Origin of the sequence: Plantactinospora sp. WMMB782, from assembly GCF_049179135.1 — a bacterium.
Classification (GTDB): domain Bacteria; phylum Actinomycetota; class Actinomycetes; order Mycobacteriales; family Micromonosporaceae; genus Plantactinospora.
In genome coordinates this window covers 4445558-4468710 of record NZ_JBMHMC010000007.1, presented here as the reverse complement: position 1 = coordinate 4468710, position 23153 = coordinate 4445558, and the positions used below count along the sequence as shown (strand labels likewise).

Annotated in this window: 20 protein-coding genes and 1 pseudogene; 10 read left to right on the top strand and 11 right to left on the bottom strand. The window is 72.8% G+C overall.

The window, feature by feature from the left end:
- Positions 1-105 precede the first annotated feature (105 nt).
- From ACN28A_RS22315 to ACN28A_RS22285, 7 genes are all read right to left on the bottom strand, one after another.
- Positions 106-1308, bottom strand: a complete 1203-nt coding sequence (locus ACN28A_RS22315) for a low temperature requirement protein A (protein ID WP_421397633.1) — start codon at positions 1306-1308, stop codon at positions 106-108.
- A gap of 156 nt (positions 1309-1464) precedes the next feature.
- Entirely contained in the window at positions 1465-2547 is a 1083-nt protein-coding gene (gene mnmA, locus ACN28A_RS22310) for a tRNA 2-thiouridine(34) synthase MnmA (protein ID WP_421397632.1), read from the bottom strand.
- A gap of 82 nt (positions 2548-2629) precedes the next feature.
- On the bottom strand, positions 2630-3808 hold the full coding sequence (locus tag ACN28A_RS22305; RefSeq protein WP_421397631.1) for a cysteine desulfurase family protein: 1179 nt from the start codon (positions 3806-3808) through the stop codon (positions 2630-2632).
- Positions 3809-3985: 177 nt separating this feature from the next.
- On the bottom strand, positions 3986-4945 hold the full coding sequence (locus ACN28A_RS22300) for an electron transfer flavoprotein subunit alpha/FixB family protein (protein ID WP_421397630.1): 960 nt from the start codon (positions 4943-4945) through the stop codon (positions 3986-3988).
- A gap of 32 nt (positions 4946-4977) precedes the next feature.
- Positions 4978-5757 carry an electron transfer flavoprotein subunit beta/FixA family protein gene (locus ACN28A_RS22295; RefSeq protein ID WP_421397629.1) on the bottom strand — a complete coding sequence of 260 codons (780 nt, stop codon included), beginning with the start codon at positions 5755-5757 and terminating at the stop codon, positions 4978-4980.
- A gap of 266 nt (positions 5758-6023) precedes the next feature.
- Positions 6024-6431 (bottom strand): hypothetical protein, encoded by a 408-nt coding sequence (locus ACN28A_RS22290; RefSeq protein ID WP_421397627.1) that lies wholly within the window; start codon positions 6429-6431, stop codon positions 6024-6026.
- A complete protein-coding gene (locus tag ACN28A_RS22285) occupies positions 6428-7249 on the bottom strand; it encodes a GNAT family N-acetyltransferase (RefSeq protein WP_421397625.1) in 822 nt (273 codons plus the stop codon). Before ACN28A_RS22285 ends, ACN28A_RS22290 begins: the two co-directional genes overlap by 4 nt.
- Before the next feature lie 43 nt (positions 7250-7292).
- Here ACN28A_RS22285 and ACN28A_RS22280 point away from each other — a divergent pair, with 43 nt between their 5' ends.
- The 4 genes and pseudogenes from ACN28A_RS22280 to ACN28A_RS22265 form a co-directional block, all read left to right on the top strand.
- Positions 7293-7685, top strand: coding sequence for a YidH family protein (locus ACN28A_RS22280; protein ID WP_421397623.1), 393 nt, complete (start codon positions 7293-7295; stop codon positions 7683-7685).
- Positions 7682-8011: a DUF202 domain-containing protein gene (locus ACN28A_RS22275; protein ID WP_421397622.1), complete on the top strand. Its 330-nt coding sequence runs from the start codon at positions 7682-7684 to the stop codon at positions 8009-8011. The genes ACN28A_RS22280 and ACN28A_RS22275 overlap by 4 nt, the downstream gene beginning before the upstream one ends.
- A 28-nt stretch (positions 8012-8039) precedes the next feature.
- Complete coding sequence (locus ACN28A_RS22270) at positions 8040-8450, top strand: PLD nuclease N-terminal domain-containing protein (RefSeq protein WP_421397620.1); 411 nt, start codon at positions 8040-8042, stop codon at positions 8448-8450.
- A 152-nt stretch (positions 8451-8602) separates the two neighbouring features.
- Positions 8603-9295: pseudogene (locus ACN28A_RS22265) on the top strand (AfsR/SARP family transcriptional regulator); the annotation flags it as partial.
- 2610 nt (positions 9296-11905) lie between these two features.
- On the opposite strand, the gene ACN28A_RS22260 reads toward ACN28A_RS22265, so the two are convergent.
- Positions 11906-12712, bottom strand: a complete 807-nt coding sequence (locus ACN28A_RS22260; protein ID WP_421397619.1) for an ABC transporter permease — start codon at positions 12710-12712, stop codon at positions 11906-11908.
- Positions 12709-13680, bottom strand: coding sequence for an ATP-binding cassette domain-containing protein (locus tag ACN28A_RS22255; protein ID WP_421397618.1), 972 nt, complete (start codon positions 13678-13680; stop codon positions 12709-12711). Before ACN28A_RS22255 ends, ACN28A_RS22260 begins: the two co-directional genes overlap by 4 nt.
- Before the next feature lie 289 nt (positions 13681-13969).
- Here ACN28A_RS22255 and ACN28A_RS22250 point away from each other — a divergent pair, with 289 nt between their 5' ends.
- On the top strand, positions 13970-15760 hold the full coding sequence (locus tag ACN28A_RS22250) for a DUF6020 family protein (RefSeq protein WP_421397617.1): 1791 nt from the start codon (positions 13970-13972) through the stop codon (positions 15758-15760).
- 29 nt (positions 15761-15789) lie between these two features.
- Here the strand turns inward: ACN28A_RS22250 and ACN28A_RS22245 are convergent, their stop codons facing one another.
- Both ACN28A_RS22245 and ACN28A_RS22240 read right to left on the bottom strand, forming a co-directional pair.
- Positions 15790-17412 carry an acetolactate synthase gene (locus ACN28A_RS22245; RefSeq protein WP_421397616.1) on the bottom strand — a complete coding sequence of 541 codons (1623 nt, stop codon included), beginning with the start codon at positions 17410-17412 and terminating at the stop codon, positions 15790-15792.
- 216 nt (positions 17413-17628) lie between these two features.
- A complete protein-coding gene (locus tag ACN28A_RS22240; RefSeq protein WP_421397615.1) occupies positions 17629-18402 on the bottom strand; it encodes an enoyl-CoA hydratase-related protein in 774 nt (257 codons plus the stop codon).
- A 142-nt stretch (positions 18403-18544) separates the two neighbouring features.
- Between ACN28A_RS22240 and ACN28A_RS22235 the strand changes: the two genes are divergently transcribed.
- From ACN28A_RS22235 to ACN28A_RS22215, 5 genes are all read left to right on the top strand, one after another.
- A complete protein-coding gene (locus tag ACN28A_RS22235) occupies positions 18545-19030 on the top strand; it encodes a DUF6232 family protein (RefSeq protein WP_421397614.1) in 486 nt (161 codons plus the stop codon).
- 83 nt (positions 19031-19113) lie between these two features.
- Positions 19114-20004, top strand: coding sequence for a hypothetical protein (locus tag ACN28A_RS22230; protein ID WP_421397613.1), 891 nt, complete (start codon positions 19114-19116; stop codon positions 20002-20004).
- A 106-nt stretch (positions 20005-20110) separates the two neighbouring features.
- Positions 20111-20593 (top strand): DUF6232 family protein, encoded by a 483-nt coding sequence (locus tag ACN28A_RS22225; RefSeq protein ID WP_278059884.1) that lies wholly within the window; start codon positions 20111-20113, stop codon positions 20591-20593.
- Between the two features lie 181 nt (positions 20594-20774).
- A complete protein-coding gene (locus ACN28A_RS22220; protein WP_421397611.1) occupies positions 20775-22061 on the top strand; it encodes an ABC transporter substrate-binding protein in 1287 nt (428 codons plus the stop codon).
- 17 nt (positions 22062-22078) lie between these two features.
- Positions 22079-23059, top strand: coding sequence for a carbohydrate ABC transporter permease (locus ACN28A_RS22215; RefSeq protein ID WP_421397609.1), 981 nt, complete (start codon positions 22079-22081; stop codon positions 23057-23059).
- The last annotated feature ends 94 nt before the right edge of the window (positions 23060-23153 follow it).

Below are 23153 nucleotides of genomic sequence, written 5' to 3'. Positions count from 1 at the left end.
CGATGCCGGACGCCGCCCCGGCCGGCCAGGGCCAGCGCGCTGCGTCGGTCCGCTCCGGCCGCTCCGGCTGTTGTTCATCTGCCCGCGCCGGCTGCTGTTGATCGGTCACCCCGGCAGGTTATCCCGGCCCCGGTCGCCGTCCCGCCGCCGACCGGGAACGAGGGCGTAGCCGAGGATGACGGCGAGCAGGAACGCGGCGCTGACCATTCCCACCGCCAGTGGCGGCAGCCGGACCAGGCCGGGTGTGGCGGCCAGCAGCAGTACCAGCGCGGTGCTGGCGCGCCACACCGGATGCCTGTAGACCAGCCGGCCCAGCAGGGCCCGCCCGAGCAGGAACAGCACGGTACCGCCGACGATCGCCAGTGACCAGGAAGGGCGTGCCGGATCGAGCGGGTGCATCAGCATCAGCTCGGCGCCAACACCGCTGAGCACCGCCCCGGCGACCAGCAGCGCGTGGCCGTACGCCGCGAAGACGCCGCCCCGGGGCTGGTTGCGCTCGATCGCCCCGCCCAGCGAGCCGCTGAGCGGCACGAAGTAGATCCACAGCATCAGACCGGCCTCGACGAAGATCACGGCGACCGCCGCGGTCTGGGCCAGCCCCATCCCCACCCGGGCGTACGTCAGACCGGTGACCAGGATGATCTCGCCGAGCGCGATGATGAAGATCTGCCGGTACCGCTCGGAGAGGTGCTCGCCGACCACCCGCAACTGGGCCGATGGCACCCGCCCGAGCCAGGGCACCGGCCAGCCCACCAAGGGGACGGAGTAGTCCAGCCCGATCGCCACCAGCCAGAGCACCTGGCGGGCCATCCCGGTGACGAAGCCGCCGGCGATCCAGAAGACCGCCGAGACGGCGAACCAGAGCGCCACCAGCAGGCTCCGCCGCTGGATCGGATGACCGCGCAGCGCCGGCAGCAGCAGCGCGGCCCGACCGAGGTGCACCAGGGCGTACGCCCCGGCGAAGATCAGTCCGTGCTCGCCGTACGCCTGCGGGGTGGCGGCGGTGGCCAGCAGCCCCACGAACATCACGCCGAGCACCAGCCCCCGGATCAGTGGCTGGTTGGGGTCGTACCAGTCGGTCGACCAGGCGGTGGCGACCCAGATCCACCACATCGCGGCGAGCAGGATCGCCGTCTGCCCGGCGTTGCGCCAGTCGAGGTCGCCGGCCAGCCGGTTCGAGAGCAGGGCGAACGAGACGATGAAGGCAAGGTCGAAGAAGAGTTCGAGAAACGACGCCTGACGGGAGTGCGCACTCTGCCGGAGCAGCCGCTCCGGTCCCGACCGCTCCGTCCGCCGCTCCGTCGCCAACTTCCCCGCCCCGCCCGGTTCGTCCCGGTATTCGTATCACGGAGCAACCGTCCGTCTCCGGCGGAAGACGGATTTCCCGACGACGGCGCTGACGCCTCGACTCAGCTGCCGGCGCTGACGCCTCGACTCAGCTGAGCCGCGCCGGCCGGGCGCGGCTCAGCTGGCGGCGCTGATGGTGGCGGAACCGAGCACGACGTCGCCGTCCGGGTCGGGGCGGTAGGCCACGATCGCCTGCCCCGCCGCGACGCCCCGGACCGGCTCGCGCAGTTCGGCGCGCAGCCCCGGGTCCCCGTCCAGCCGGACCGTGGCCGGCACCACCTGGCCGTGCGCCCGCAACTGCACCTCGCAGTCGAACGCGCCGACCGGCGGCGGGCCGGCTGTCCACACCGGACGCTCGCCGGTGACCGTGCGGACCTCCAGCGCCTCGGCCGGGCCCACCGTCACGGTGTTGGTCTTCGGCGTGATCGAGAGCACGTACCGGGGCCGGCCGTCGGGAGCCGGCACCCCGAGCGCCAGTCCCTTGCGCTGCCCGACCGTGTAGGCGTACGCGCCGCTGTGCGCGCCGACCACGGCACCGGTGCGGACGTCGACGATCTCACCGGGGGCCTCACCCAGCCGGTCGGCGAGGAAGCCCCGGGTGTCACCGTCGGCGACGAAGCAGATGTCGTGCGAGTCGGGCTTGTCGGCCACCGCCAGCCCCCGCCGGGCCGCCTCGGCGCGCACCTGCGCCTTGGTCGAGTCGCCGAGCGGGAAGATCGACCGGTCCAGCTGCTCCCGGGTCAGCACCCCGAGCACGTACGACTGGTCCTTGGCCAGGTCGACACTGCGTCGGAGCAGCCCGTCCGGGCCGAGCCGGGCGTGGTGACCGGTGACCACCGCGTCGAAGCCGAGCGCCACCGCCCGGTCCAGTACGGCAGCGAACTTGATCTTCTCGTTGCAGCGCAGGCAGGGATTCGGAGTGCGCCCCGCCGCGTACTCGGCGACGAAGGTCTCCACCACGTCTTCGTGGAACCGGTCGGCCAGGTCCCACACGTAGAACGGGACACCGAGCACGTCCGCCGCCCGCCGGGCGTCCCGGGAGTCCTCCAGGGTGCAGCAGCCCCGGGCACCGGTCCGGTACGTCTGCGGATTGCGCGCCAGCGCCAGGTGCACCCCGGTGACGTCGTGGCCCGCCTCCACCGCCCGCGCGGCGGCGACCGCAGAGTCGACCCCGCCGGACATCGCTGCCAGTACCCTCACCCTGACGAGGGTAGCCGGTCAGGAAGGGCCCCTTAATATCGCCTTTTGCACATGCGGGGGTCTTCCTAACGACCAGCCTCCGTCAGCTCCGCGCGGACTTGACTGCGCCGGCCCGGCGGGCCCGCTCGACCACCCCGGGCAGCGCGGCGACAAGTGCGTCGATTTCCTCGGCTGTCGAGGTGTGCCCGAGCGAGAAGCGCAGCGAGGAGCGGGCCCGGTCGTCGTCGGCGCCCATCGCCAGCAGTACGTGCGAGGGCTGGGCCACCCCGGCCGAGCAGGCCGATCCGGTCGAGCAGGCGATGCCCTGCGCGTCCAGCAGCATCAGCAGGGCGTCGCCCTCGCAGCCGGGGAAGGAGAAGTGCGCGTTGCCGGGCAACCGGTCGGTCGGATCGCCGTTGTAGAGCGCCTCCGGCACCGCCTGCCGGATCCGGGCCACCAGGTCGTCCCGGAGCGCGGCGACCCGGGTCGCGTACTCCTGCTGGGTCTTGACCGCGGTCTCGACCGCGACGGCGAAGGCGACGATCCCGGGGGCGTCCAGGGTGCCCGAGCGGACGTCCCGCTCCTGCCCTCCGCCGTGCAGCACCGGGGTGCAGCCGACGTCCCGGCCGAGCAGCAGCGCGCCCACCCCGACCGGGCCGCCGAGCTTGTGCCCGGTCAGGGTCAGCGCGGCCACCCCGCTGGCGGCGAAGTCGACCGGGATCTGGCCGACCGCCTGCACGGCGTCGGTGTGGAACGGGATCCCGTACGACGCGGCCACCTCGGCCAGCGCGGCGACCGGTTGGACCGTGCCGACCTCGTTGTTCGCCCACATCGCGGTGACCAGGGCGACCTCGTCGCCGTACGCGTCGAGAACGGCCGCCAGCCGGTCCGGGTCGAGCCGACCCGACCTGTCGACCGGCAGCCACTCGGCGGTCGCCCCCTCGCGGGCGGCCAGCCACTCGACCGAGTCCAGCACCGCGTGGTGCTCGACCGCGCTGGCGACCACCCGGTTCCGCCCCGGCCCGGCGGCCCGACGTGCCCAGAAGATGCCCTTGACCGCGAGGTTGTCGCTCTCGGTGCCGCCCCCGGTGAAGACCACCTCGGAGGGCCGGGCGCCCAGGACGGCGGCGATCCGCTCCCGGGACTCCTCCACCCGGCGCCGGGCGTGCCGTCCGGCAGCGTGCAGCGAGGACGGGTTGCCGACCTCGCGAGCGGTCGCGAGGTACGCCTCCAACGCCGCGTCGAGCATCGGAGTGGTCGCCGCGTGATCCAGGTAGTTCATCAGCGTCCAGCCTAGTGCCAGGGTTCGCCGTCACCGGGCCGGGCGGCGGCCGGCGGAGCCGGCCCGGCCCGGCCGCCGACGCCGTCGATTCCGCGCTGGCCAGCGACGGAACCCGGCCGGGCGGCCGCGTGGCGACCCGGCCGGGTATCGCAGGTCACACCTGCCGTCGCCGGTCGGCTACTTGCGCTTGCGGATCTCCTCGGCGGCCTGCGGTACGACCTTGAACAGGTCACCGACCACGCCGAAGTCGGCCAGCTCGAAGATCGGCGCCTCGCCGTCCTTGTTCACCGCGACGATCGTCTTCGAGGTCTGCATCCCGGCCCGGTGCTGGATCGCGCCGGAGATGCCGAGCGCCACGTAGAGCTGCGGCGAGACGGTCTTGCCGGTCTGGCCCACCTGGAACTGGTGCGGGTAGTAGCCCGAGTCGACGGCCGCCCGGGAGGCGCCGACCGCACCGCCGAGCAGGTCGGCCAGCTCCTCGACCAGCTTGAAGTTGTCGGCGTTGCCGACGCCGCGACCGCCGGAGACCACCACCGAGGCCTCGGTCAGCTCCGGTCGGCTGCCCTTCTGCTCGGCCACCCGGTCGACCACCCGGGCCAGCCGGTCGGCGTCGCCGAGCGTCACGTCGAGTTGCTCGACGGCGGGCGTCGCCGGGGCGGGGCTCGGGGTGACCGAGTTCGGTCGCAGGGTCACCAGCGGCAGGCCCCGGGTCACCTTCGAGGTGACGATCGTCGAGCCGGCGAAGGCGACCTGACTGGCGGTGCCGTCGGCGGCCAGTCCGACCACGTCGGTGAGCAGGCCGTTGTCCAGCTTGACCGCCAGCCGACCGGCGATCTCCTTGCCCTCCTGGCTGGAGGCGAGCAGTACGGCGGCCGGCTGCACCCGGCGGACCAGTTCGGCGAGTACGGTCGCTTTCGGCGCCACCAGGTGGCCGTCGATCTCCTCGTGCTCGGCCGCGTAGATCTTCGCCGCGCCGTACTCGCCCAGCTTGTCGCCGAGCGCGGCGGCGGCGCCGGGACCGCCGAGCACCACCGCGGCCGGGGTACCCAGCTCGCGGGCGAGCGTGAGCAGCTCCAGGGTCACCTTCTTGACGCCGAACTCGCGGGTCGCCTCGACGACGACGAGAACCTCGGTCATGACTTTCTCCTCCTGATTCCCTGTCGCGTCGCTCAGACGAACTTCTCGGCGGCGAGGAACTCGACAAGCCGCGCGCCGCCGGTGCCGTCGTCGGTGACCCGCTCGCCGCCGGAGCGCTCCGGGCGGCGGCTGTGCTCGACCACCGTGCTGGTGGCTCCGGCGAAGCCCACCTCGTCGGCGGCGACGCCCAGGTCGGCCAGGGCGAGCGTCTGCACCGGCTTCTTCTTGGCCGCCATGATGCCCTTGAAGGAGGGGTAGCGCGGCTCGTTGATGGTGTCCCAGACCGAGACCACGGCCGGGGTGGCGGCGGTGACCACCTCGTAGCCCTCCTCGGTCTGCCGCTCCACCGTGAGGTTGCCGCCGTCCACGGTCAGCTTGCGGGCGCCGGTCAGCGCGGCGATGCCGAGCCGCTCGGCGAGCATGTGCGGCATCACCTGCACCCGGCCGTCGGTCGACTCCGCGCCGCAGAGCACCAGGTCGGCGTCGAGCTGGCCGAGGGCGGCGGCGAGCACCTTGGAGGTGGCCACGGCGCAGGAGCCGTGCAGGGCGTCGTCGAGCACGTGCACGGCCTTGTCCGGGCCCATCGACAGCGCCTTGCGGATCGACTCGGCGGCCTTCTCCGGACCCATGGTCAGCACGGTCACCTCACCGCCGTGCGCCTCCTTGATCCGCAACGCCTCCTCGATGGCGTACTCGTCCATCTCGTTTATGACGTTGTTTGCCGACCCCCGGTCGACGGTGTTGTCGTCACTGCGCAGGCTACGGTCCGCGCCCGAGTCGGGCACCTGCTTGACGAGTACGACGATGTTCATCGCGCTTCGACGACCCTCCTGTGAATGGCGATCCCCGCTGATCGTGGCGATCGGCACCGGTTGCTCGGGAGCAGCCTCCCGCGTTCCTTAACGATCGGTCAACCGAAGTCCGGAGCGCTGGTACGCGCCGGGGTGTGGCATTACTTACGGTCAAGGTTACCCGCAAGTAGCTTAGTGTCCCCGGCACCGGCGGAGTGACCCGGCTCACCGGCCGGAACGGCAGTCCCGTCCGACGGGACGATCGGCAGCCAGACCGGCGGTCGGTCTCAGTCGGCCGCGTCCAGTGCCTCCCGTACCGTCGCCATCATCGCCGCCTCGCTCGGGCTGATCCCCGCGTGCGCCCGGGCCACCTCCTCGGTGGCCCGCAGCACCGCCGACCGGTAGCTGGCCACCTCGCCGGGTGCCTTGCGACGGAGGATCTCCACCGACCGGCGCAGCGCGGGCAGCACCGTCGCCGGCACCTCGGTCGGCGACCCGCCCGGCAGGCGCGGCAGTGCACCTGTGGTGAGCAGCTCCCGGACCAGGCCGGTGGTACCGGCGAACGCGTTCGACGCGGCCAGACTCTCCTTGATCATCGAGAGGGCGCCCGGCTCGGCGTTCGACACCAGGAAGACCGCACCGAAGGCGGCACCCTTCAGGGTCGCCCGCTCCTCCTCGGTCAGCGGCTGTGTCACGGGGTCGGAGTGTAGACGTACGGCGTGGTCGTGGTGACCGGGACGAAGCCGAGCCGCTGGAGGATCGGCCGGCTGTCGTCCGAGGCGTCCACCTGCAACAGGGTGAAGCCCCGGGCCTCGGCCAGCCGGGCCCGGTGCGCCACCAGTGCCCGGTAGATGCCCCGGCGGCGCCAGTGCGGCAGGGTCGCCCCGCCCCACAGGGTGCCGAACCGGGTGCCGGACACGAACCGGATCCAGGCGGCGCTGACCAGCTCGTCGTCGGTCTCGGCCAGCACGATCGTCAGCGGCGGCTGGTCCAGCCCCGCGCCGGCCGCCAGCTCCCGCTCCAGCCCGTCGGCCAGCCAGCGCCCGTCGTCGGCACCGCCCCAGACCCGGGCCTTCAGCTCCGCGATCCGGTCCAGGTCCGCGCGGCCGGTCACCTCGCGCAGGCGTACCCCGTCGGGCGGCACCGGCAGGGTGGCCGCCAGCGGCGCGACCGGGCCGATCACCACGGTCTCCCGTTCCTCCGGCACGAAACCGGCGGCCAGCAGCCGGTCCGGCAGGTCCGCCGGCTCGTCGTGGCCGTGCAGCTTCCACTCGACCTGCTGGCCCAGCCCGGCGAAGAAGTTCCGCTGCCGGACGATCAGCTCGTCCAGCTCCGCCCCGGTCAGCCCGCCCAGATCCCGGTACGTGACGAAGCCGCCCCGGTCCAGGCCCTGGATCCGCAGCAGCGGGCCGTCCCGGTCCACCGTCACCCCGGCCGGCACCGGCTCCGGCGGGCGGGCCCGCAACTGGTTGTCGTACGCGGCACGCAGCACATCGGCGTCGAGATCACTCACCCGCCCAGGCTACGGGCCAGGTCCACCCGATAACCTGGCGAACGTGTACCAGGCCGTCCGGCGGTGGTTCGACCCGCGCGAACTGCGGGAGGTCGGCGAGACGCCGGACTACCGCTTCTCGCTGGCCAACGAGCGGACCTTCCTGGCCTGGCTGCGTACCGGGCTGGCGCTGGTCGCCGGTGGGCTCGCGGTGGCGCAGTTCCTGCCCCCGATGCCGGTCCCGCACCTGCGCGAGGCGCTCGCCGTGGCCCTGCTGCTGCTCGGCGGGACGGTGGCGATCCGCGCGGTGGACCACTGGGCGCGTACCGAGCGGGCGATCCGGCTCGGCCAGGAACTGCCCGCCTCACGGTTCCCCGCCGTACTCGCCCTGCTGGTCGGGCTCGGCGCCGTACTGCTGGTGGTGGCGGTGCTGGTGCAGGCCGCCGGAAACCGATGAGCCGGCAACGGGCCGGGCCGGGACACCCGCCGCCGGGACGGGACGCCGGGCTGGCCGTCGAGCGGACCCGGCTGGCCTGGCGGCGCACCGTACTCGCCGCCGGCGTGGTCGCGGTACTCACCGCGCGGCTGGCCCTCTCCGGCGGCACCGTCGGAGCGCTCGTCGCCGCGCTGGCCGGGCTGGGCTGGCTCGGCGTACTGCTGGCGACCTTCCCCCGGCTCGCCGGCCGGCGGGACCGGTCCGGCCGGGCGCTGGCGGTGACCGCCCTGGTCACCGCCGGTTTCGCCGCGCTCGGCCTGCTCCTGCTGCTGGCGCCGGTGCGCTGAGCGGGATCGGGTACGTCATCATGGCGGGATGGTCCGCCTCTACGCGCTCCTCGCCATCGGACAGCTCATCCTGGCCGTCGTCGCGCTGATCAGCTGCCTGTCGGCCGAGGAAGACGAGATCCGCGCCCTCCCCCGGTTCGCCTGGGTCCTGATCATCCTGTTCTTCCCGCTGGTCGGCTCGATCGCCTGGTTCGTGGCCGGACGGCCGGCCCGCCCCGAACGGCCGGGCGCCGCCGGTCGGCCGAGCGCCGGTCGGGAACGGCCGCAGCCGCTGGCCCCCGACGACGACCCGGAGTTCCTCCGCTCCCTCGACGACGAGCAGTCGAGGCGGGACCGCGAGCTGCTGGACCGCTGGGAGCAGGACCTCCGCCGCCGGGAGGACGAACTGCGTCGCGGCAACGGCGAACCGCCCCGCAAAGAGGACAAGCCGGACGTCTGACGTCGCAGAGACGGTCGAGCGGGAGCAGAAGGCCGGGAGACGCTCGCCCCGGCCGCCTCCGGCGGACCCGCCCGGACGGCCCTGCCGGACCGCCGGGACCCTGCCGGACCGCCGAGACCGTGCCGGGCACAATCGACGGCGTGCGGATCGCCATGCTCGGGCCGCTGGAGGTCACCGCCGACACCGGGGCACCGGTACCGGTAAGTGGTGCCCGGCTGCGTCGGCTGCTGATCCTGCTCGCACTCGACGCCGACCGGGTCGTCGACACCTGTCGACTGACCGACGGACTGTGGGAGGGCGAGCCACCGGCAGGTGCCGCGAACGCGTTGCAGGCCCTTGTCTCCCGGCTCCGGCGGGCCGTACCGGACCTGCCGGTCGAGTCGCACCCGGCCGGCTACCGACTGGCGCTCGCACCGACGTCGGTGGACGTGCGCGAGTTCGAACTACAGGTCGCCGCCGGACGCGCCCTGCTCGACTCCGACCCGTCCGGCGCGGCAGCGGTACTGGCCGACGCCCTCGGCCTGTGGCGCGGCCCCGCGCTGGCCGACGTGGCGCAGGCCGGGTTCGCCCGGGGACCGGCGGCCCGGCTCGACGAGTTGCGGCTGACCGCCGTCGAGGAACGGACCGAGGCCCGGCTCGCCGCCGGAGAGGCCGCCGCACTGGTACCCGAACTGCGAGCACTGGTCGAGGCCCACCCGCTCCGGGAACACTTCACCGGGCAGCTCATCCGGGCGCTCCGAGCCATCGGCCGGTCCGCCGAGGCGCTGGCCGCGTACGCCCGGCTGCGGCGCACCCTGGCGGAGACCCTCGGCACCGAGCCCGCCCCGGAACTCGCCGCGCTGCACCTCGAACTGCTCCGGGGAGCGGAGCTGGTCGCCGGGGCGGCGAACCCGCCGGTCGGCGGCGGCCGGACGCCGACGGTCCGCCCGACCGGCAACCTGCCGACCCCGCTGACCAGTTTCGTCGGCCGGCGCCTGGACATCACCCGGGTCACCGAGCTGCTCTCCGGATGCCGGCTGGTCACCCTCACCGGCCCCGGCGGCGCCGGCAAGACCCGGCTGGCCGTCGAGTCGGCCCGCACCCTGTCCGGCCGGGACCACGACGCCGGATGGCTTGTCGAACTCGCCCCGGTGACCGACGGCGCCGAGGTGGCCCAGACCATCCTCCAGGTACTCGGGCTGCGCGAGCAGGGCATGCTGGCCGCCCGCAACCGGGTCCCCGACGCCGAGGCCGCGGACCCGGTCAGCCGGTTGGCCGGGGCGATCGGCTCGCGGCGGATGCTGCTCCTGCTGGACAACTGCGAACACGTCGTCGAGGCGGTCGCCCGGGTCGCCGACCGGCTGCTCGGCGCCTGCCCGGAACTGCGGGTGCTGGCCACCAGCCGGGAACCGCTCGGCATCACCGGCGAGACGCTCTGCCCGGTCGAACCGCTGCCGCTGCCGCCGCCGGGCGCCGAACCGGCGGAGGCGATGCGCTACCCGGCGGTCCGGCTGCTCGCCGACCGGGCCGGCGCGGTACGCCCGGATTTCGCGGTGGACGACGACACCGTGGACGCGGTGACCCGGATCTGCCGGTCGCTGGACGGCATGCCGCTCGCCATCGAGCTGGCCGCCGCCCGGCTGCGCAACATGACCGTCGGCCAGGTCGCCGCCCGACTGGACGACCGGTTCCGGCTGCTCACCAACGGCAGTCGTACCGCGTTGCCCCGGCACCAGACCCTGCGCGCCGTCTTCGACTGGAGTTGGGAGCTGCTCGACGACGCCGAGCGGACGCTCTGGCGGCGGTTGGCGGTGTTCGGTGGCGGGGCGACCCTGGACGCCGTCGAGCGGATCTGCGCTCCGGACGGCGCTGGGCGGCACCGCGGGCGGCGCGCCGGCGCGCTCGACCGCGCCGGGGTCTTCGACCGGCTCTCCGCGCTTGTCGACAAGTCACTGGTGGTGGTCGGCGGCGGCGACGAGCCGCGCTACCGGATGCTGGAGACCATTCGGGAGTACGGGCTGCACCGGCTGGCCGAGGCCGGTGAGGTGGATTGGATGCGGCGGGTGCACGCCGAGGACTTCCTCGCGGTCGCCCGGCTCGCCGACGCCGAACTGCGCGGCGCCGACCAGCTCCGCTGGCTCGGCTGGCTGGTCGCCGAGCACGACAACCTGCACGCCGCGCTGCGCTGGGCGATCGGCACCCGATCCACCGGTACCGCCGTCGGACTCGTCGCCGCCCTCGGCTGGTACTGGTGGATGCGCGGCCTGCGGGTCGAAGGTGTCGAACTGGCCCTGCTGGCGATGTCCCTGCCCGGGATCGACCGGTTGCCACCGCCGGAGGTGGCCACCGCCGAGCTACTGACCGGGATGAACCTGCGCGCCGTCGGCGGCAGCGTCGCCGAGAGCGGCGAGTGGCTGGCCAGGGCGGCCCGGACCGCCCGGGGGCACGAAGCTGCCCGACCGCTGCTGCGGCTGGTCGAGCCGATGTCGGTGATGTTCGAGTCCCACCGCTCCGAGCCCGCGTTCGAGGTGCTGGTCACCCGGTTCGACGACCCCGATCCGTGGGTGCGGGCGACGGCCCGGATGTTCCACGCCTACACGGAGATCAACAGCGGTGGGCCGATCGGTGCCGCCGAGGCCGGCATGACGGCCGCGCTGGAGGGGTTCCGCTCGGTCGGCGACCGGTGGGGGGCCGCGTACGCGCTCTGGGCACTCGCCGAGCTGGCCGGTCAGGACGGCGAACACGGCCGGGCCGCCGGCTACCAGTCGGCGGCGTTGGAGCTGATCCGGCTGGTGGGCGCCGCCGAGGACCTGCCGGTGATGCAGGTCCGGCTGGCCCGCGAGCTGTGGCTGCTCGGCGAGCAGGATCGGGCCCTCGATCTGCTGGTCGACGCCGAGCGGCAGGCCGAGCGGATCGGCGCGGACGAGTGCCGGGCGGCGGTCGCCCACGAGTACGCCGAGATCCTGCGCAGCCGGGGCGACCTGGTCGGCGCCCGAGCGCGGCTCGACCAGGTCGCCGGACTTGTCGACGCGCGGACCATGTCGCCGCAGTGGCGGGCGATGCTTGCCTCCTCGTACGGGGCGGTGACCGCCGCGCTCGGCGACCTGCCCGCCGCCCGGCACCACCACGAGCGGGCGCTCGGCCTCGCGCTGGAGTTCCGCGATGCCCCGGTGCTCGGCGGCGTGCTGGTGGGCTTCGCGGACCTGGCGCTGCGGCTCGGCCGCCCGGTCGAGGCGGCCCGGCTGCTCGGCGCGGCGGACCGGGTACGGGGCGGACCGGACCATTCGCTGCTGAGCGCGGGACAGGTCGAGGCGGCCGTCCGGGACGCGCTCGGCGCGGCGGGCTTCGTGACCGCGTTCGGGCAGGGCCGGCAGGCCGTCACCGCGCCCACTGCCCTACCCGACCTGGTCCGGCAGGCCGTCACGGTGCCCACCGCCCTACCCGACCTGGTCCGGCAGGCCGTTCCCGGCCACCGCTCAGGTCCGCCGGATGACCGCCCGGACGGCGAGCGGGGCGAAGACCGCCGCGATACCGACCGCCCAGACCAGCGAGGTCACGATCGGCCCCGATTCCGGACCGGAGACCAGCAGTCCGCGTAGCGCGTCGGCGAGCGTGGAGACCGGGTTCACCTTCACCCAGGCCTGTAGCCAACCGGGCATGCTCTCGGTCGGCACGAAGATGTTGCTGGTGAAGGTCAACGGGAAGAGCAACGTGAAACCGAAGATCTGCACCTTCTCCGGCTCACTGGCCAGCACCCCGACCAGTACCGAGATCCAGGCAGCGGCCAGCGAGAAGGCCAGCAGCAGCGCGAACGCGCCGAGTACCCCGAGCGGGCCGGTGCCGATCCGGAAGCCGAGCACCATCCCGACGCCGAGCAGCAGCGCTATCGACCAGGCCTGCTTGACCGTGTCGGCGACGATCCGGCCGGCCAGCGGCGCCCAGCGGGCGATCGGCAGCGAACGCAGCCGGTCGAAGACCCCCTTGGTCAGGTCGGTGTTCAGCCCGAACCCGGTGGTCATGGTCGCGAAGAGCGCATTCTGCACCATGATGCCGGGCAGCATGAAACGCAGGTAGTCGACCGGGCTGTCGGCGATCGCGCCGCCGAAGACGTAGGTGAAGAGCAGCACGAACATCAGCGGCTGGATGCTCAGGTCGAGCAGTTCCATCGGGTTGTGCTTGATCTGCACCAGGCTGCGCCAGGCGAGGGTCATGGTGTGCCGGATTCCCACCAGCGGGCCGACCCGCCCGGTGGGCACCGGCAGCGGGGTGTCGACAGTCGTCATGCCGGTACCTCCGCCCGCTCGGTCCCGTCCGCGGAGCCCTCGGCCCGGTGCCCGGTCAGCGACAGGAACACCTCGTCCAGGCTCGCGCCGCGCAGCGCGAGTTCGGCGACGGTGACCCCGGCCTCGTCGAGCCGGCGCACCACGGCGGGCAGCACGTCCCCGTCGCTGACCGGCACGGTCACGGTCTGCTGGTTGCGCTCCGGCTCGGCACCTGCCACGTCCCGCAGCACGCCGACCACCACCGGCAGGTCGGCGGGCTCGGCCGGGCGGACCACCAGCGCCTGCCCGCCGACCTTCGCCTTCAACTCCTCCGAGGAGCCCTGCGCGATCACCCGGCCGTGGTCGATCACCGCGATCTCGTCGGCGAGTTGGTCCGCCTCCTCCAGGTACTGCGTGGTGAGCAGCACGGTCACCCCCGAACCGACCAGCTCCCGGACGATGCCCCAGAGTTCGGTACGGCTGCGCGGGTCCAGCCCGGTGGTCGGTTCGTCGAGGAAGAGCACCCGGGGTCGGCCGACCAGGCTCGCGGCCAGGTCCAACCGCCGCCGCATCCCGCCGGAGTACGTCTTCGCGGCCCGGTCCGCCGCGTCGGAGAGGTGGAACTCGGCCAGCAGTCGCCGGGCGCGGTGCCGGGCGTCGGCCCGGGGCAGCCCGAGCAGCCGGCCGATCAACAGCAGGTTCTCGGCGCCGGTGAGCGTCTCGTCGACCGAGGCGTACTGGCCGGTCAGTCCGATCATCTGGCGCACCTGGTGCGCCTGGCCGAGTACGTCGTACCCGCCGACCGTGGCGGTGCCGGCGTCGGGTCGGAGCAGGGTGGCGAGGATCCGTACCGCGGTGGTCTTGCCGGCCCCGTTCGGGCCGAGCAGCCCGAAGACGGTGCCGGACCGCACCGCCAGATCCACTCCGGCCAGCGCGGTGGTCTCGCCGAAGCGTCTGACCAGCCCTTCGGCCCGGATGGCGTAGTCCATGAACGTTCTCCCGTCGGTTCTCGTCGTGCACCCACCCTGCCCAACGGCGCTGAACCGGGACTGACACCGGGCCGCCGCGCGCTGACATCCCGCTGACGTGGTCGGCGACACGACCGTTGCACCCGACCACCGGGCCGGCGCGGAGGCACCCGGACGGCGCGCGACCCGTGTGGAGTCCACCGTTCCCGGGACCTGTGCGCGACAGCGGCCGTAGCATGGCCGAAACCGGTGCCACCACCCCTCGCACCGCTGGTCGGCGCGGTCGCGCCCGGGGCGAAGGACGACAGGAATGGCACACGGGGTGGTGGCCGGACCGGCATGCCCGACGGACGCGTCGGCGGAACCCGACGGCCGCCGGCCCCGGGGGCGGCGGACGAGCCTCGGTGTGCTGACCTTCGGGCTGACCCAGGCGGTACTGCTCTTCTGGTGGGCCGCCCGCTATCCCGGTCTGTTCAGCCCGGACTCGCTCGACCACGTCTGGCAGGCCACCACCGGCAACTGGAACACCCACCATCCGATCAGCTACACCGCCCTGGTCTGGCTGTCGGTGAAGCTCACCGGCGGGATCGGTGCGCTGACCCTGGCCCAGACCACCGCGCTGGCGGCCGGGTTGGCGTACGCGGTCACCGGCCTGCGCCGGCTCGGCGGCCCGGCCTGGGGCTGGACCACCGCCGCGGTGGTGGTCGTCGCGCTGCCGCCGGTCGGCACCTTCGCGGTATGCGTCTGGAAGGACGTGCCGTTCGTCGTCTGCCACGTCCTGCTGCTGGGCACGGTGGCCCGGCTGCTGGCCCACCGGCGCCCGCACGCCGCCGACGGCCGGCGGCAAGCCGGGAACGCCACCGTCGAGGTACCCGAGCCGGACCGGCGACGCCGACTCCCCCGGAACCTGCTCGCCGCCCTGGTCGCCGAGCTGACCCTGGTCTGCCTGTTCCGGCAGAACGGCTTCGTGGTGGTCGCGATCGTCACCGTGCTGCTGGCCCTGCTGCTGCGGCGCGGGGCGGCGATCCGGCTGCTGCTCGCCGGGGTACTGGCCGGCACGGTCGCCCTGCTGACCAACTGGGCCCTGCTACCCGCCCTCGGGGTACGCGACAGCGGGTCCATCGTGGCCTACGAGGCGGTCATCGCCGACCTGGCGGTCGGGTACGCCAGGCACCCGGCCGAGTTCTCCGCCGCCGACCTGGCCCTGCTGACGAGGCTGGCCCCGCTGGCGCACTGGCGGCAGTCGGCGGCCTGCTACACGGTCGACTCCACCGTCTACCACCCGGACTTCGACCGTGCGGCGGCTGCCGCGCACACCGACGAGCTGCTGTCCGCCTGGTGGCGGCTGGTGCGCAGGTCTCCGCAGGTCGTGCTGGACGCCCGGCTGTGCCGGGGCTCGATCGCCTGGCGGCCCGCCCCGGCCGGCGGGTTGCGGGCCAACCCGACCGCCTGGGCGCTGCCGATCTACCTGGAACGTGATCCGAGATTCCAGCGGCCGGAGGTACTCGCCGTGGCGTACAGCCGGCCGCTCGGCGAACGGACGGCTGAGGTGGCGGACCTGCTCGCCCGCCGGGTCGGCCAGCCCGAGTGGTTGCTGTGGCGGGGCGCCACCTGGGCCTATCTGGCGTACCTGACGGTCGGGCTGCTGGCCTGGCGCCGGCGCGACCCGGCCCTGCTCGCCCTGGCCACGCTCAGCCTCGGCAACCAGCTCTCGGTACTGGCCGTCAACAACGCGCAGGCTGCCCGCTACATGACGGCCCCGTACGTCCTCGGCGTACTGCTGCTGCCGCTGCTCGTCGCCCGCGACCCGGATCGTCCCGACCCGGCCGGCCGGAACCCGGGGCGGGCATTCGACGACCGGGCGGGCCGGGCCGGGCATCCGCCGTTGCGGGTCACCGAACTGACCGTGGTCGCCGAACCCGCCGCCACCGGACTGTCCGCGCAACCGGACCCGGCCACCCGACCCGACCTGGCCGCCAGCCGCCCCGCCCCGGCCACCCGGCCCGACGAGGCCGGGCCGCCCGCGCCACCGTTCGGGCCGGCCGACTGGTGGATCGACCCGACCCAGCGGCTCGCCGACCGCCGACGGAGCACCGGTTAGCTGTTCTGCCCGTGGGCCGTTCTCGCCGGTCAGGCGAGGTTGGACGAGCGCGGGTAGGCGTCGGCGGGGTCGGTCAGCACGTTCACCAGGTACGGCACGCCGGCGTCGAAGGCCCGTTCCAGGGCCGGCCCGAGGTCGGCGGCCTTCGCCACCGTCTCACCGGCACCGCCGAGCGCGGTCACCACCTGGTCATAGCGCAGCTCGGGCTGGAGGTCGGCGGCGACGTCGTAGCCGTACATGCCGCGCATAGGGTGCTTCTCCAGGCCCCAGATGCCGTTGTTGCCGACCACGATCACCACGGGCAGCTTCTGCCGGACCAGCGACTCGACGTCCATCAGCGAGAAGCCGGCCGCACCGTCGCCCATCAGCACGCAGATCTGCCGGTCCGGGTAGCTGATCCGGGCCCCCATCGCGTAGCCCATGCCGGTACCGAGGCAGCCGTACGGGCCGGGGTCGAGCCAGGTGCCGGGCTGGGCGGGCTCCAGGTAGCGCCCGGCGTACGAGACGAAGTCGCCGCCGTCGCCGATGGTGACCGCGTCCGGGGCGAGGATCCGGCGCAACTCGCCGTAGACCCGGGCCGGCCTGATCGGGTCGCTCTCCGCCGCCATCGCCGCCGCGTCCCTGGCCCTGGCGGCCTCCTCGGCGGTACGCAGCCCGTCGATCCACGACTCGTGGTCGGCCCGTTCGCCGGAGTGGTCGGCGAAGGCGGTCAGGATCAGTCGCAGGTCACCGGCGGGGCTGACGGCCGGCGCGACGTGCCCGGCCCGCTGGCTCGGCGCGTCCACCACGTGCACCACGGTGGCGTCGCCGAAGTCGCCGAAGCCGAGCCGGAAGTCGAGTGGGGTGCCGACCACCACGACCAGGTCGGCGCCGCCGAGTGCCGCCCGGCGGGCCTTGGCGAAGCCGAGCGGATGGCCGGGCGGCAGGGCGCCCCGGCCCATCCCGTTGGTGAAGACGGGCACCCGGAGCGCCTCGGCGGCGGCCCGCAGCGCCTCGACGGCGTTTCCGGCGTACACGTCGGAACCGGCGATGATCACCGGGCGTTCGGCTCGGGCGATCAGCCCGGCCGCCTTCGCCACCTCGTCCGGGTCCGGTTCGAGCGGCGTGATCTCCGGTCCGGCCGGCGGCTCGACGTCACCGGTGGAGAAGATCACCTCCAGCGGCAGGTCCAGGAAGACCGGGCCCCGGTGCGGGGTCAGCGCGGCGGTCAGCGCCCCCGCGACCGCAGCCGGTACGTCGTCGGTCGACCAGACCGTGCCGGCGTGCTTGGTGACCGGTGCGACAAGCGGCACGTGGTCGATCTCCTGGAGGCTGCCCGCCCCCCACCGGAAGGCCGGGGCGCGACCGCCGAGCACCAGCACCGGAGAGGCGTTGAAGTACGCACTCGTCAGCCCGGAGATCCCGTTGGTGACCCCGGGCCCGGCGGTGAGGACGGCCAGCCCCGGCCGGCGCTGCAACTTGGCGACCGCCTCGGCGGCGAAGACCGCCGACTGCTCGTGCCGGACGTCGTAGATCGGAAAGTCGGTACGGTGCGCCGCGTCGTACAGCGGGAAGACGTGCCCACCGGAGAGGGTGAACATCTCCCGCACCCCGTACGCCCGCAGGGCCGCCAGGGCCAGGTCGCCGCCGTGTCCTTCGATCCGTTCCGTCATCGCCGCTCCTGAGGTCTGCCGGTCTGCCGGGTCTGCCAACCTGCCGGATCTGCCCGGTCTGCCGGATCTGCCCGGTCTGCCGAATCTGTCAGCCTGCCGGGTCTGCCGGGTCCCGCTCGTCCGCCGTGGTCCCTGCGAGGTTACCGGCCGGTCGGATAGAACGTGAGTAACACTCATCTGTTCCGGGTGGGTGTTACCCCGCCTTCTCGGGCGACGTCACCGGCCGGTGAAGTCGGGGCGGCGCTTCTCGACGAAGGCGGCCATCCCCTCCCGCCGGTCGTCGGTGGCGAAGAGCGCGGCGAAGAGCTGGCTCTCCCAGGCCAGTCCCGAGGCGAGGTCCATCTCCAACCCGCCGTCGACGGCCAGCTTGGCCGCCCGCAACGCCTGGGCCGGGCCGGTCAGGTACGGCCGGACCAGGGCCACCGCCTCGGCGTACACCCGGTCGGCCGGGACCACCCGGTCGGCGAGGCCGATCCGGAGCGCCTCGGCGGCGTCCACCATCCGCCCGGACATGATCAGATCCTTGGCCCGAGCCGGTCCGACCAGTCGGGCGAGCCGCTGGGTGCCACCGGCACCGGGGATGATGCCGAGTTTGATCTCCGGCTGGCCGAGTTTCGCGTCCTCGGCGACCACCCGCCAGTCACAGGCCAGGGCGAGTTCGCAGCCGCCGCCGAGGGCGTAGCCGGTGATCGCCGCGACAACCGGCTTCGGGATCCGGGCGAGCGCACCGAGCGCACTGGAGAGGTCGGCGGCCCGCTGCGCCATGTCGACGTACGACATGTCGGCCATCTCCTTGATGTCCGCGCCGGCCGCGAAGACCTTCTCCCCGCCGTACACGATGACCGCGCGGACGTCGGGATCGGCGGAGACGACGGTGGCGGCGGCCCGCAACTCCTCCTGCACTCCGGTGTTCAGGGCGTTCATCGGCGGCCGCTCCAGCCGGATCGTGCCGATGCCCTCGTTGGTCTCCACCCGGACGAAGTCGCCCACAGCCCACCTCCACGTCGAAGTCGCGAGGCTCACCCTAACGGGCGTTCGTGCAGGCCCGGCAGGTCGGTGTGGATTCCCGGCGACCCCGGCGGGGTACGTTTACGGATACGCTGAGCAGGTCCGACCGGCAGGTGGAACGGCGATGACCACGTACTACGACGACCGCACGATCCGGATCACCTCGGAGGCGATCCGGGTGGACGGCCGGGCCTACCCGCTGGTCGAGGTGGTCCGGGTCTGGCACGTCCGGGGCGCCCGGTCGTGGGGCACCCTCGCCGGCCGGGGCGCGCTGCTGGCCGCGCTCGCCGGCCCGCTGCTCGCCGCCGCGGTCGGCATCCTGGTCGCGGTACGCCTGCACACCTCGGTCACCGTCACCATCGCGATCGTCGGCGCCTCCGTCCTGGTCGGGCTGGCCGCCGCTCCGGTCGCCGACTACCTGCTGGAGCACGTCGACCGCACATACACCCGTGGCGCGCACCGGCTGGAGATCTGGGCGCAGTGGCGCGGCAGGCCGGTCCGGCTGCTCAGCACCGGCGACGCGCTGCGGTTCGGCCAGGTCTACCGAGCCCTGGAACGGGCCGTCGAGCAGACCACCCACGCGGGAGCCACCGCGAGCCGCAACCGCTGACCGGGCGGCGGCGGCCCGGCTCCGGCAAAGGGTCACCCCGGACATCACCTGGAGTGTCGTACCCGTCTCGTAACGTGCCCGCCATGCCCAGTGCCGAGCACGAGTCCCCGGTCGCCCTGGCCAAGCTCGACCCGAGCCTGGTGGCCTGGCTGCTCACGAACGTGTTCAACGTGAAGGTGCCCGACTACCACCACGCCCGCGCACACCCCACCGACGTCCGGGTGCTGGTTCCGCGCACCTACCACGCGGACGGCATGCTGCTCTACTGCGACCCGGCCGACCGGCCACTGCTCGCCGTGGTGCTGGAGATCCAACGTCGCTGGGACGCCACCAAGCGACGCACCTGGAAGCTCTACGTCGCCCAGCTCGAAACCGAGTTGGACGTCGACGCCGCACTCCTGGTCTACTGCCCCGATTCCCGGACCGCCCGACGATACCGTGGACTCTTCGAGTTCGACGGGCTGAGCCTGACACTGCGGCCGTTCATCTTCACCCCGAACGACGTACCGCTGGTCGTGGACGTCGAGCTGGCCCGGAGCAACCCGGCGCTGGCCGTGCTCTCGGCCATCTGCCACGGACACGATGCCCAGGTGGAAGCCACATTCCCGGCGTTGATGGAGGCACTTCGCGCGGTCGGCCGGAAGACCGCGATCTTGTATTATGACGTCGTACTGGCCGGACTGCCGGCGGCGGCCCGGACTCGCTGGGAGGCCTTCATGACCACCACCGCGGAATACGAATACCGCAGCGAACTGCTGCGTGAACTTGCCGCCCGTCACGAAGAGCAGGGCGAAGCCCGGGGCGAGGCGCGGGGCGAGGCCCGGGCCATCCTGACCGTGCTCGACGGGCGCGGTGTCGCCGTGCCGGCCGAGGCCCGCGAGCGGATCCTCGGCTGCACCGACCTGGCCCAGCTCGACACCTGGCTCCGCCGCGCCGTCACCGCCCCTACCGTCGACGACGTCCTCGGCGGATAGTTCGCCGTCGCTGTTGCTGCCTGCCGGGGCTCGTCGCCGCGCCTGACCCGAATCCGACCCTGCGTGATGGTGGCGGGCAGGCCGCAAACCGCGCTTTGCTGGAACGGTGACGCTCTATTACCGGGACGACACGGTACGGGTAACCTCCGAGACGATCCACGCGAACGGGCGCACGGTGCCGGTCGCCGAGGTGTCGTACGTCTGGCACGCCCGAGGGCCCGGTACGGCCCGGACCCGGGGCCGGCTCGCCGGGCGGGGCGTACTCATCCTCCTGCTCTCGATCCCGCCACTGGTGGCGATGGTCTGCGTGCTGTCGCTGGCGTACTCGGCCCAGGACCGGGGGCAGTGGCAGCTCGCCGCGATCGTGCTGGCGGCCTGTGTGGTCGGGGTGCTGGCGCTGCTCCCGTTCCTGGAACTGCCGCTCTACTGGCTCGACCGGTCGTACGAGCGGGGCGTCAAGGTGCAGGAGCTGTGGGTGCAGTACCGGGGCGGCGAGGTGATGTTGCTGCGCAGCTCGGACGCGCTGCGGTTCGGGCAGATCTACCGGGCGGTCCAGCGCGCCGTCGAGCAGCACGCCCCGGAAGGGTGAGCCTCGATGCCGGATCAGGCATCTATTGATCTAAGTTCTTGACCCTCTTCCGCCGATCCTCCTAGTGTTGCCGACAGGTTTCGTGCGCGGATCGGCCGTTGCGAAGCGGTGGTCGGTCACTTCCGCAGCGGCGCGAGGAGACACGATGGCGACTGCACAGCCCGGCCGAACCGTTCCCCCGATGTCTTCCCCGCACACGCCGGGTCCGCTCAGCCGACGCCGCCTGCTCGGTGTCGCCGGGTCCGCAGCGGGCGCGCTGGCCCTGCCGGCCGGGCTGGCGGCCTGCGAGAAGCCTTCCGAGGGCGGCAGCGGCGGCGGCGCGGTGACCTTCGGCTCGAACTACTCCGACGAGGTGCCGAAGAAGGCGATCGCCGAGGTGCTGGCCGGGTCCGGCCTCGACGTGAAGATCAACACCGTCGACCACAACACCTTCCAGGAGAACATCACCCGCTATCTCCAGGCGACGCCGGACGACATCTTCACCTGGTTCTCCGGGTTCCGGATGCAGTACTTCGCCGCGCAGGGCCTGGCCACCGACATCTCCGACCTCTGGCAGTCGATCGGCGGCGACTTCTCGGCCGCGATGAAGCAGGCTTCCACCGGCAGCGACGGCAAGCAGTACTTCGTGCCGTTCTACTACTACCCGTGGGCGGTCTTCTACCGGAAGAGCGTGTTCCAGGAGAAGGGCTACCAGGTCCCGAAGACCTGGGACGACTTCAAGGCGCTGGCCGTGCGGATGCACTCGGAAGGGATGATCCCGATCGCCATGGCCGACAAGGACGGCTGGCCCGCGATGGGCACCTTCGACTACATCAACATGCGGGCCAACGGGTACGACTTCCACGTCAGCCTGATGGCCGGCAAGGAGTCCTGGGAGGACAGTCGGGTAAAGCAGGTCTTCTCGCTGTGGCGGGAGCTGTTGCCGCACTGCCAGCCGGGGGCGAACGGCCGGACCTGGCAGGAGGCGGCGCAGTCGCTGGGCCAGAAGAAGACCGGGATGTACCTGCTCGGCATGTTCGTCGGCCAGCAGTTCCAGGGCGAGGTCGCGGCCGACCTTGACTTCTTCCCGTTCCCGCAGATCGTCGAGGCGCACGGGCAGGACGCGGTCGAGGCGCCGATCGACGGCTTCATGATCTCCAGCAAGGCGAAGAACGTCGACGGGGCGAAGCAACTGCTCCGCTACCTGGCCGGTGCCGACGCGCAGAACGCGTACCTGAAGAGCGACCCGAACAACGTCGGCACGCACAACGGCACCGACACCAGCGGCTACAGCGCGCTGCAGCGCAAGGCGGTCGAGCTGGTCGGCGGGGCGAAGCAGATCTCCCAGTTCCTTGACCGGGACACCCGGCCGGATTTCGCCAGCACCGTGATGATCCCGTCGTTGCAGAGCTTCCTGAACTCACCGAACGACGTCGACGGGCTGTGTCGACGGATCGAGGCGCAGAAGAAGACCATCTTCGCCTCCTGAAGCGACTGGCTCCGCCGGTGACTCAGACGCCGATCCCGACGCCGACTCCGACGGCCCGGCCGGTCGAGGCAGGACGGGCTGGAGACGTACCCGGATCAGCCGGCCGGCGACGACGGCGCCGCATCGGCCGGTTCACGCCGCGCGACGTCGCGGTGGTCGCGCTGCTGCTCGGCCTGCCGCTGCTGCTGGAGCTGGCGCTGATCTGGGGTCCGACGCTCGCCTCGATCGGGCTGTCCTTCACCTCCTGGGACGGGCTCGGCGAGATCCGGCCGGTCGGGCTGGACAACTACGTCAATATCACGAGCAACTATCCGCCGTTCTGGCCGGCGGTCCGGCACAACCTGCTCTGGCTCGCCTTCCTCGGCCTGGTCGCCACCCCGTTCGGGCTCTTCCTGGCGGTGCTGCTGGACCGCGAGATGCGGTTCACCCGCTTCTACCAGACCGCCTTCTACCTGCCGGTGGTGCTCTCGCTCGCGGTGGTCGGCTTCATCGCCCAGCTCCTCTTCTCCCGCGACTACGGTGCGGCGAACGCGATCCTCGGCCGGACGGACAACCCGGTCGACTGGCTCGGCGACCCGTCGATAAACCTCTGGTCGGTGCTGCTGCTCGTCGGCTGGCGGCACGTCGGTTACGTCATGCTGCTCTACCTGGCCGGGCTGAAGGCCGTCGACCCGACGCTGAAGGAGGCCGCCGCGATCGACGGGGCGAACGAGGTGCAGACCTTCTTCCGGGTGGTGCTGCCGACGCTCCGCCCGGTAAACGTGATCGTGCTGGTGATCACCGTCATCGAGGCGCTGCGGGCGTTCGACATCGTCTACGCGATCAACCGGGGGCGGAACGGCCTTGAGCTGCTCTCGGTGCTGGTCACCGACAACATCGTCGGGGAGGCCAGCCGGATCGGGTACGGGTCGGCGATCGCGGTGATCCTGCTGCTGATCTCGACCGGCTTCATCGCGGTCTACCTGGTGCAGGTCTTCCGGCGGGGGGACGAGGCGTGAACGTCGACCGGAGCGCGACTGGCGCGACTGCTACCGCTGGCAGGGCTGGTGCGGCTGTCGGCAGGCGCGGCCGGCGGCCGGTGGGGCCGTGGCG

Bases quoted from the DNA above. Each gene is read 5' to 3' on its own strand.
- ACN28A_RS22305 (WP_421397631.1), bottom strand. From the start codon at position 3,808: ATGAACTACCTGGATCACGCGGCGACCACTCCGATGCTCGACGCGGCG.
- ACN28A_RS22300 (WP_421397630.1), bottom strand. From the start codon at position 4,945: ATGACCGAGGTTCTCGTCGTCGTCGAGGCGACCCGCGAGTTCGGCGTC.
- ACN28A_RS22295 (WP_421397629.1), bottom strand. From the start codon at position 5,757: ATGAACATCGTCGTACTCGTCAAGCAGGTGCCCGACTCGGGCGCGGAC.
- ACN28A_RS22275 (WP_421397622.1), top strand. From the start codon at position 7,682: ATGAGCCGGCAACGGGCCGGGCCGGGACACCCGCCGCCGGGACGGGAC.
- ACN28A_RS22270 (WP_421397620.1), top strand. From the start codon at position 8,040: ATGGTCCGCCTCTACGCGCTCCTCGCCATCGGACAGCTCATCCTGGCC.
- ACN28A_RS22260 (WP_421397619.1), bottom strand. From the start codon at position 12,712: ATGACGACTGTCGACACCCCGCTGCCGGTGCCCACCGGGCGGGTCGGC.
- ACN28A_RS22255 (WP_421397618.1), bottom strand. From the start codon at position 13,680: ATGGACTACGCCATCCGGGCCGAAGGGCTGGTCAGACGCTTCGGCGAG.
- ACN28A_RS22250 (WP_421397617.1), top strand. From the start codon at position 13,970: ATGGCACACGGGGTGGTGGCCGGACCGGCATGCCCGACGGACGCGTCG.
- ACN28A_RS22245 (WP_421397616.1), bottom strand. From the start codon at position 17,412: ATGACGGAACGGATCGAAGGACACGGCGGCGACCTGGCCCTGGCGGCC.
- ACN28A_RS22235 (WP_421397614.1), top strand. From the start codon at position 18,545: ATGACCACGTACTACGACGACCGCACGATCCGGATCACCTCGGAGGCG.
- ACN28A_RS22230 (WP_421397613.1), top strand. From the start codon at position 19,114: ATGCCCAGTGCCGAGCACGAGTCCCCGGTCGCCCTGGCCAAGCTCGAC.
- ACN28A_RS22220 (WP_421397611.1), top strand. From the start codon at position 20,775: ATGTCTTCCCCGCACACGCCGGGTCCGCTCAGCCGACGCCGCCTGCTC.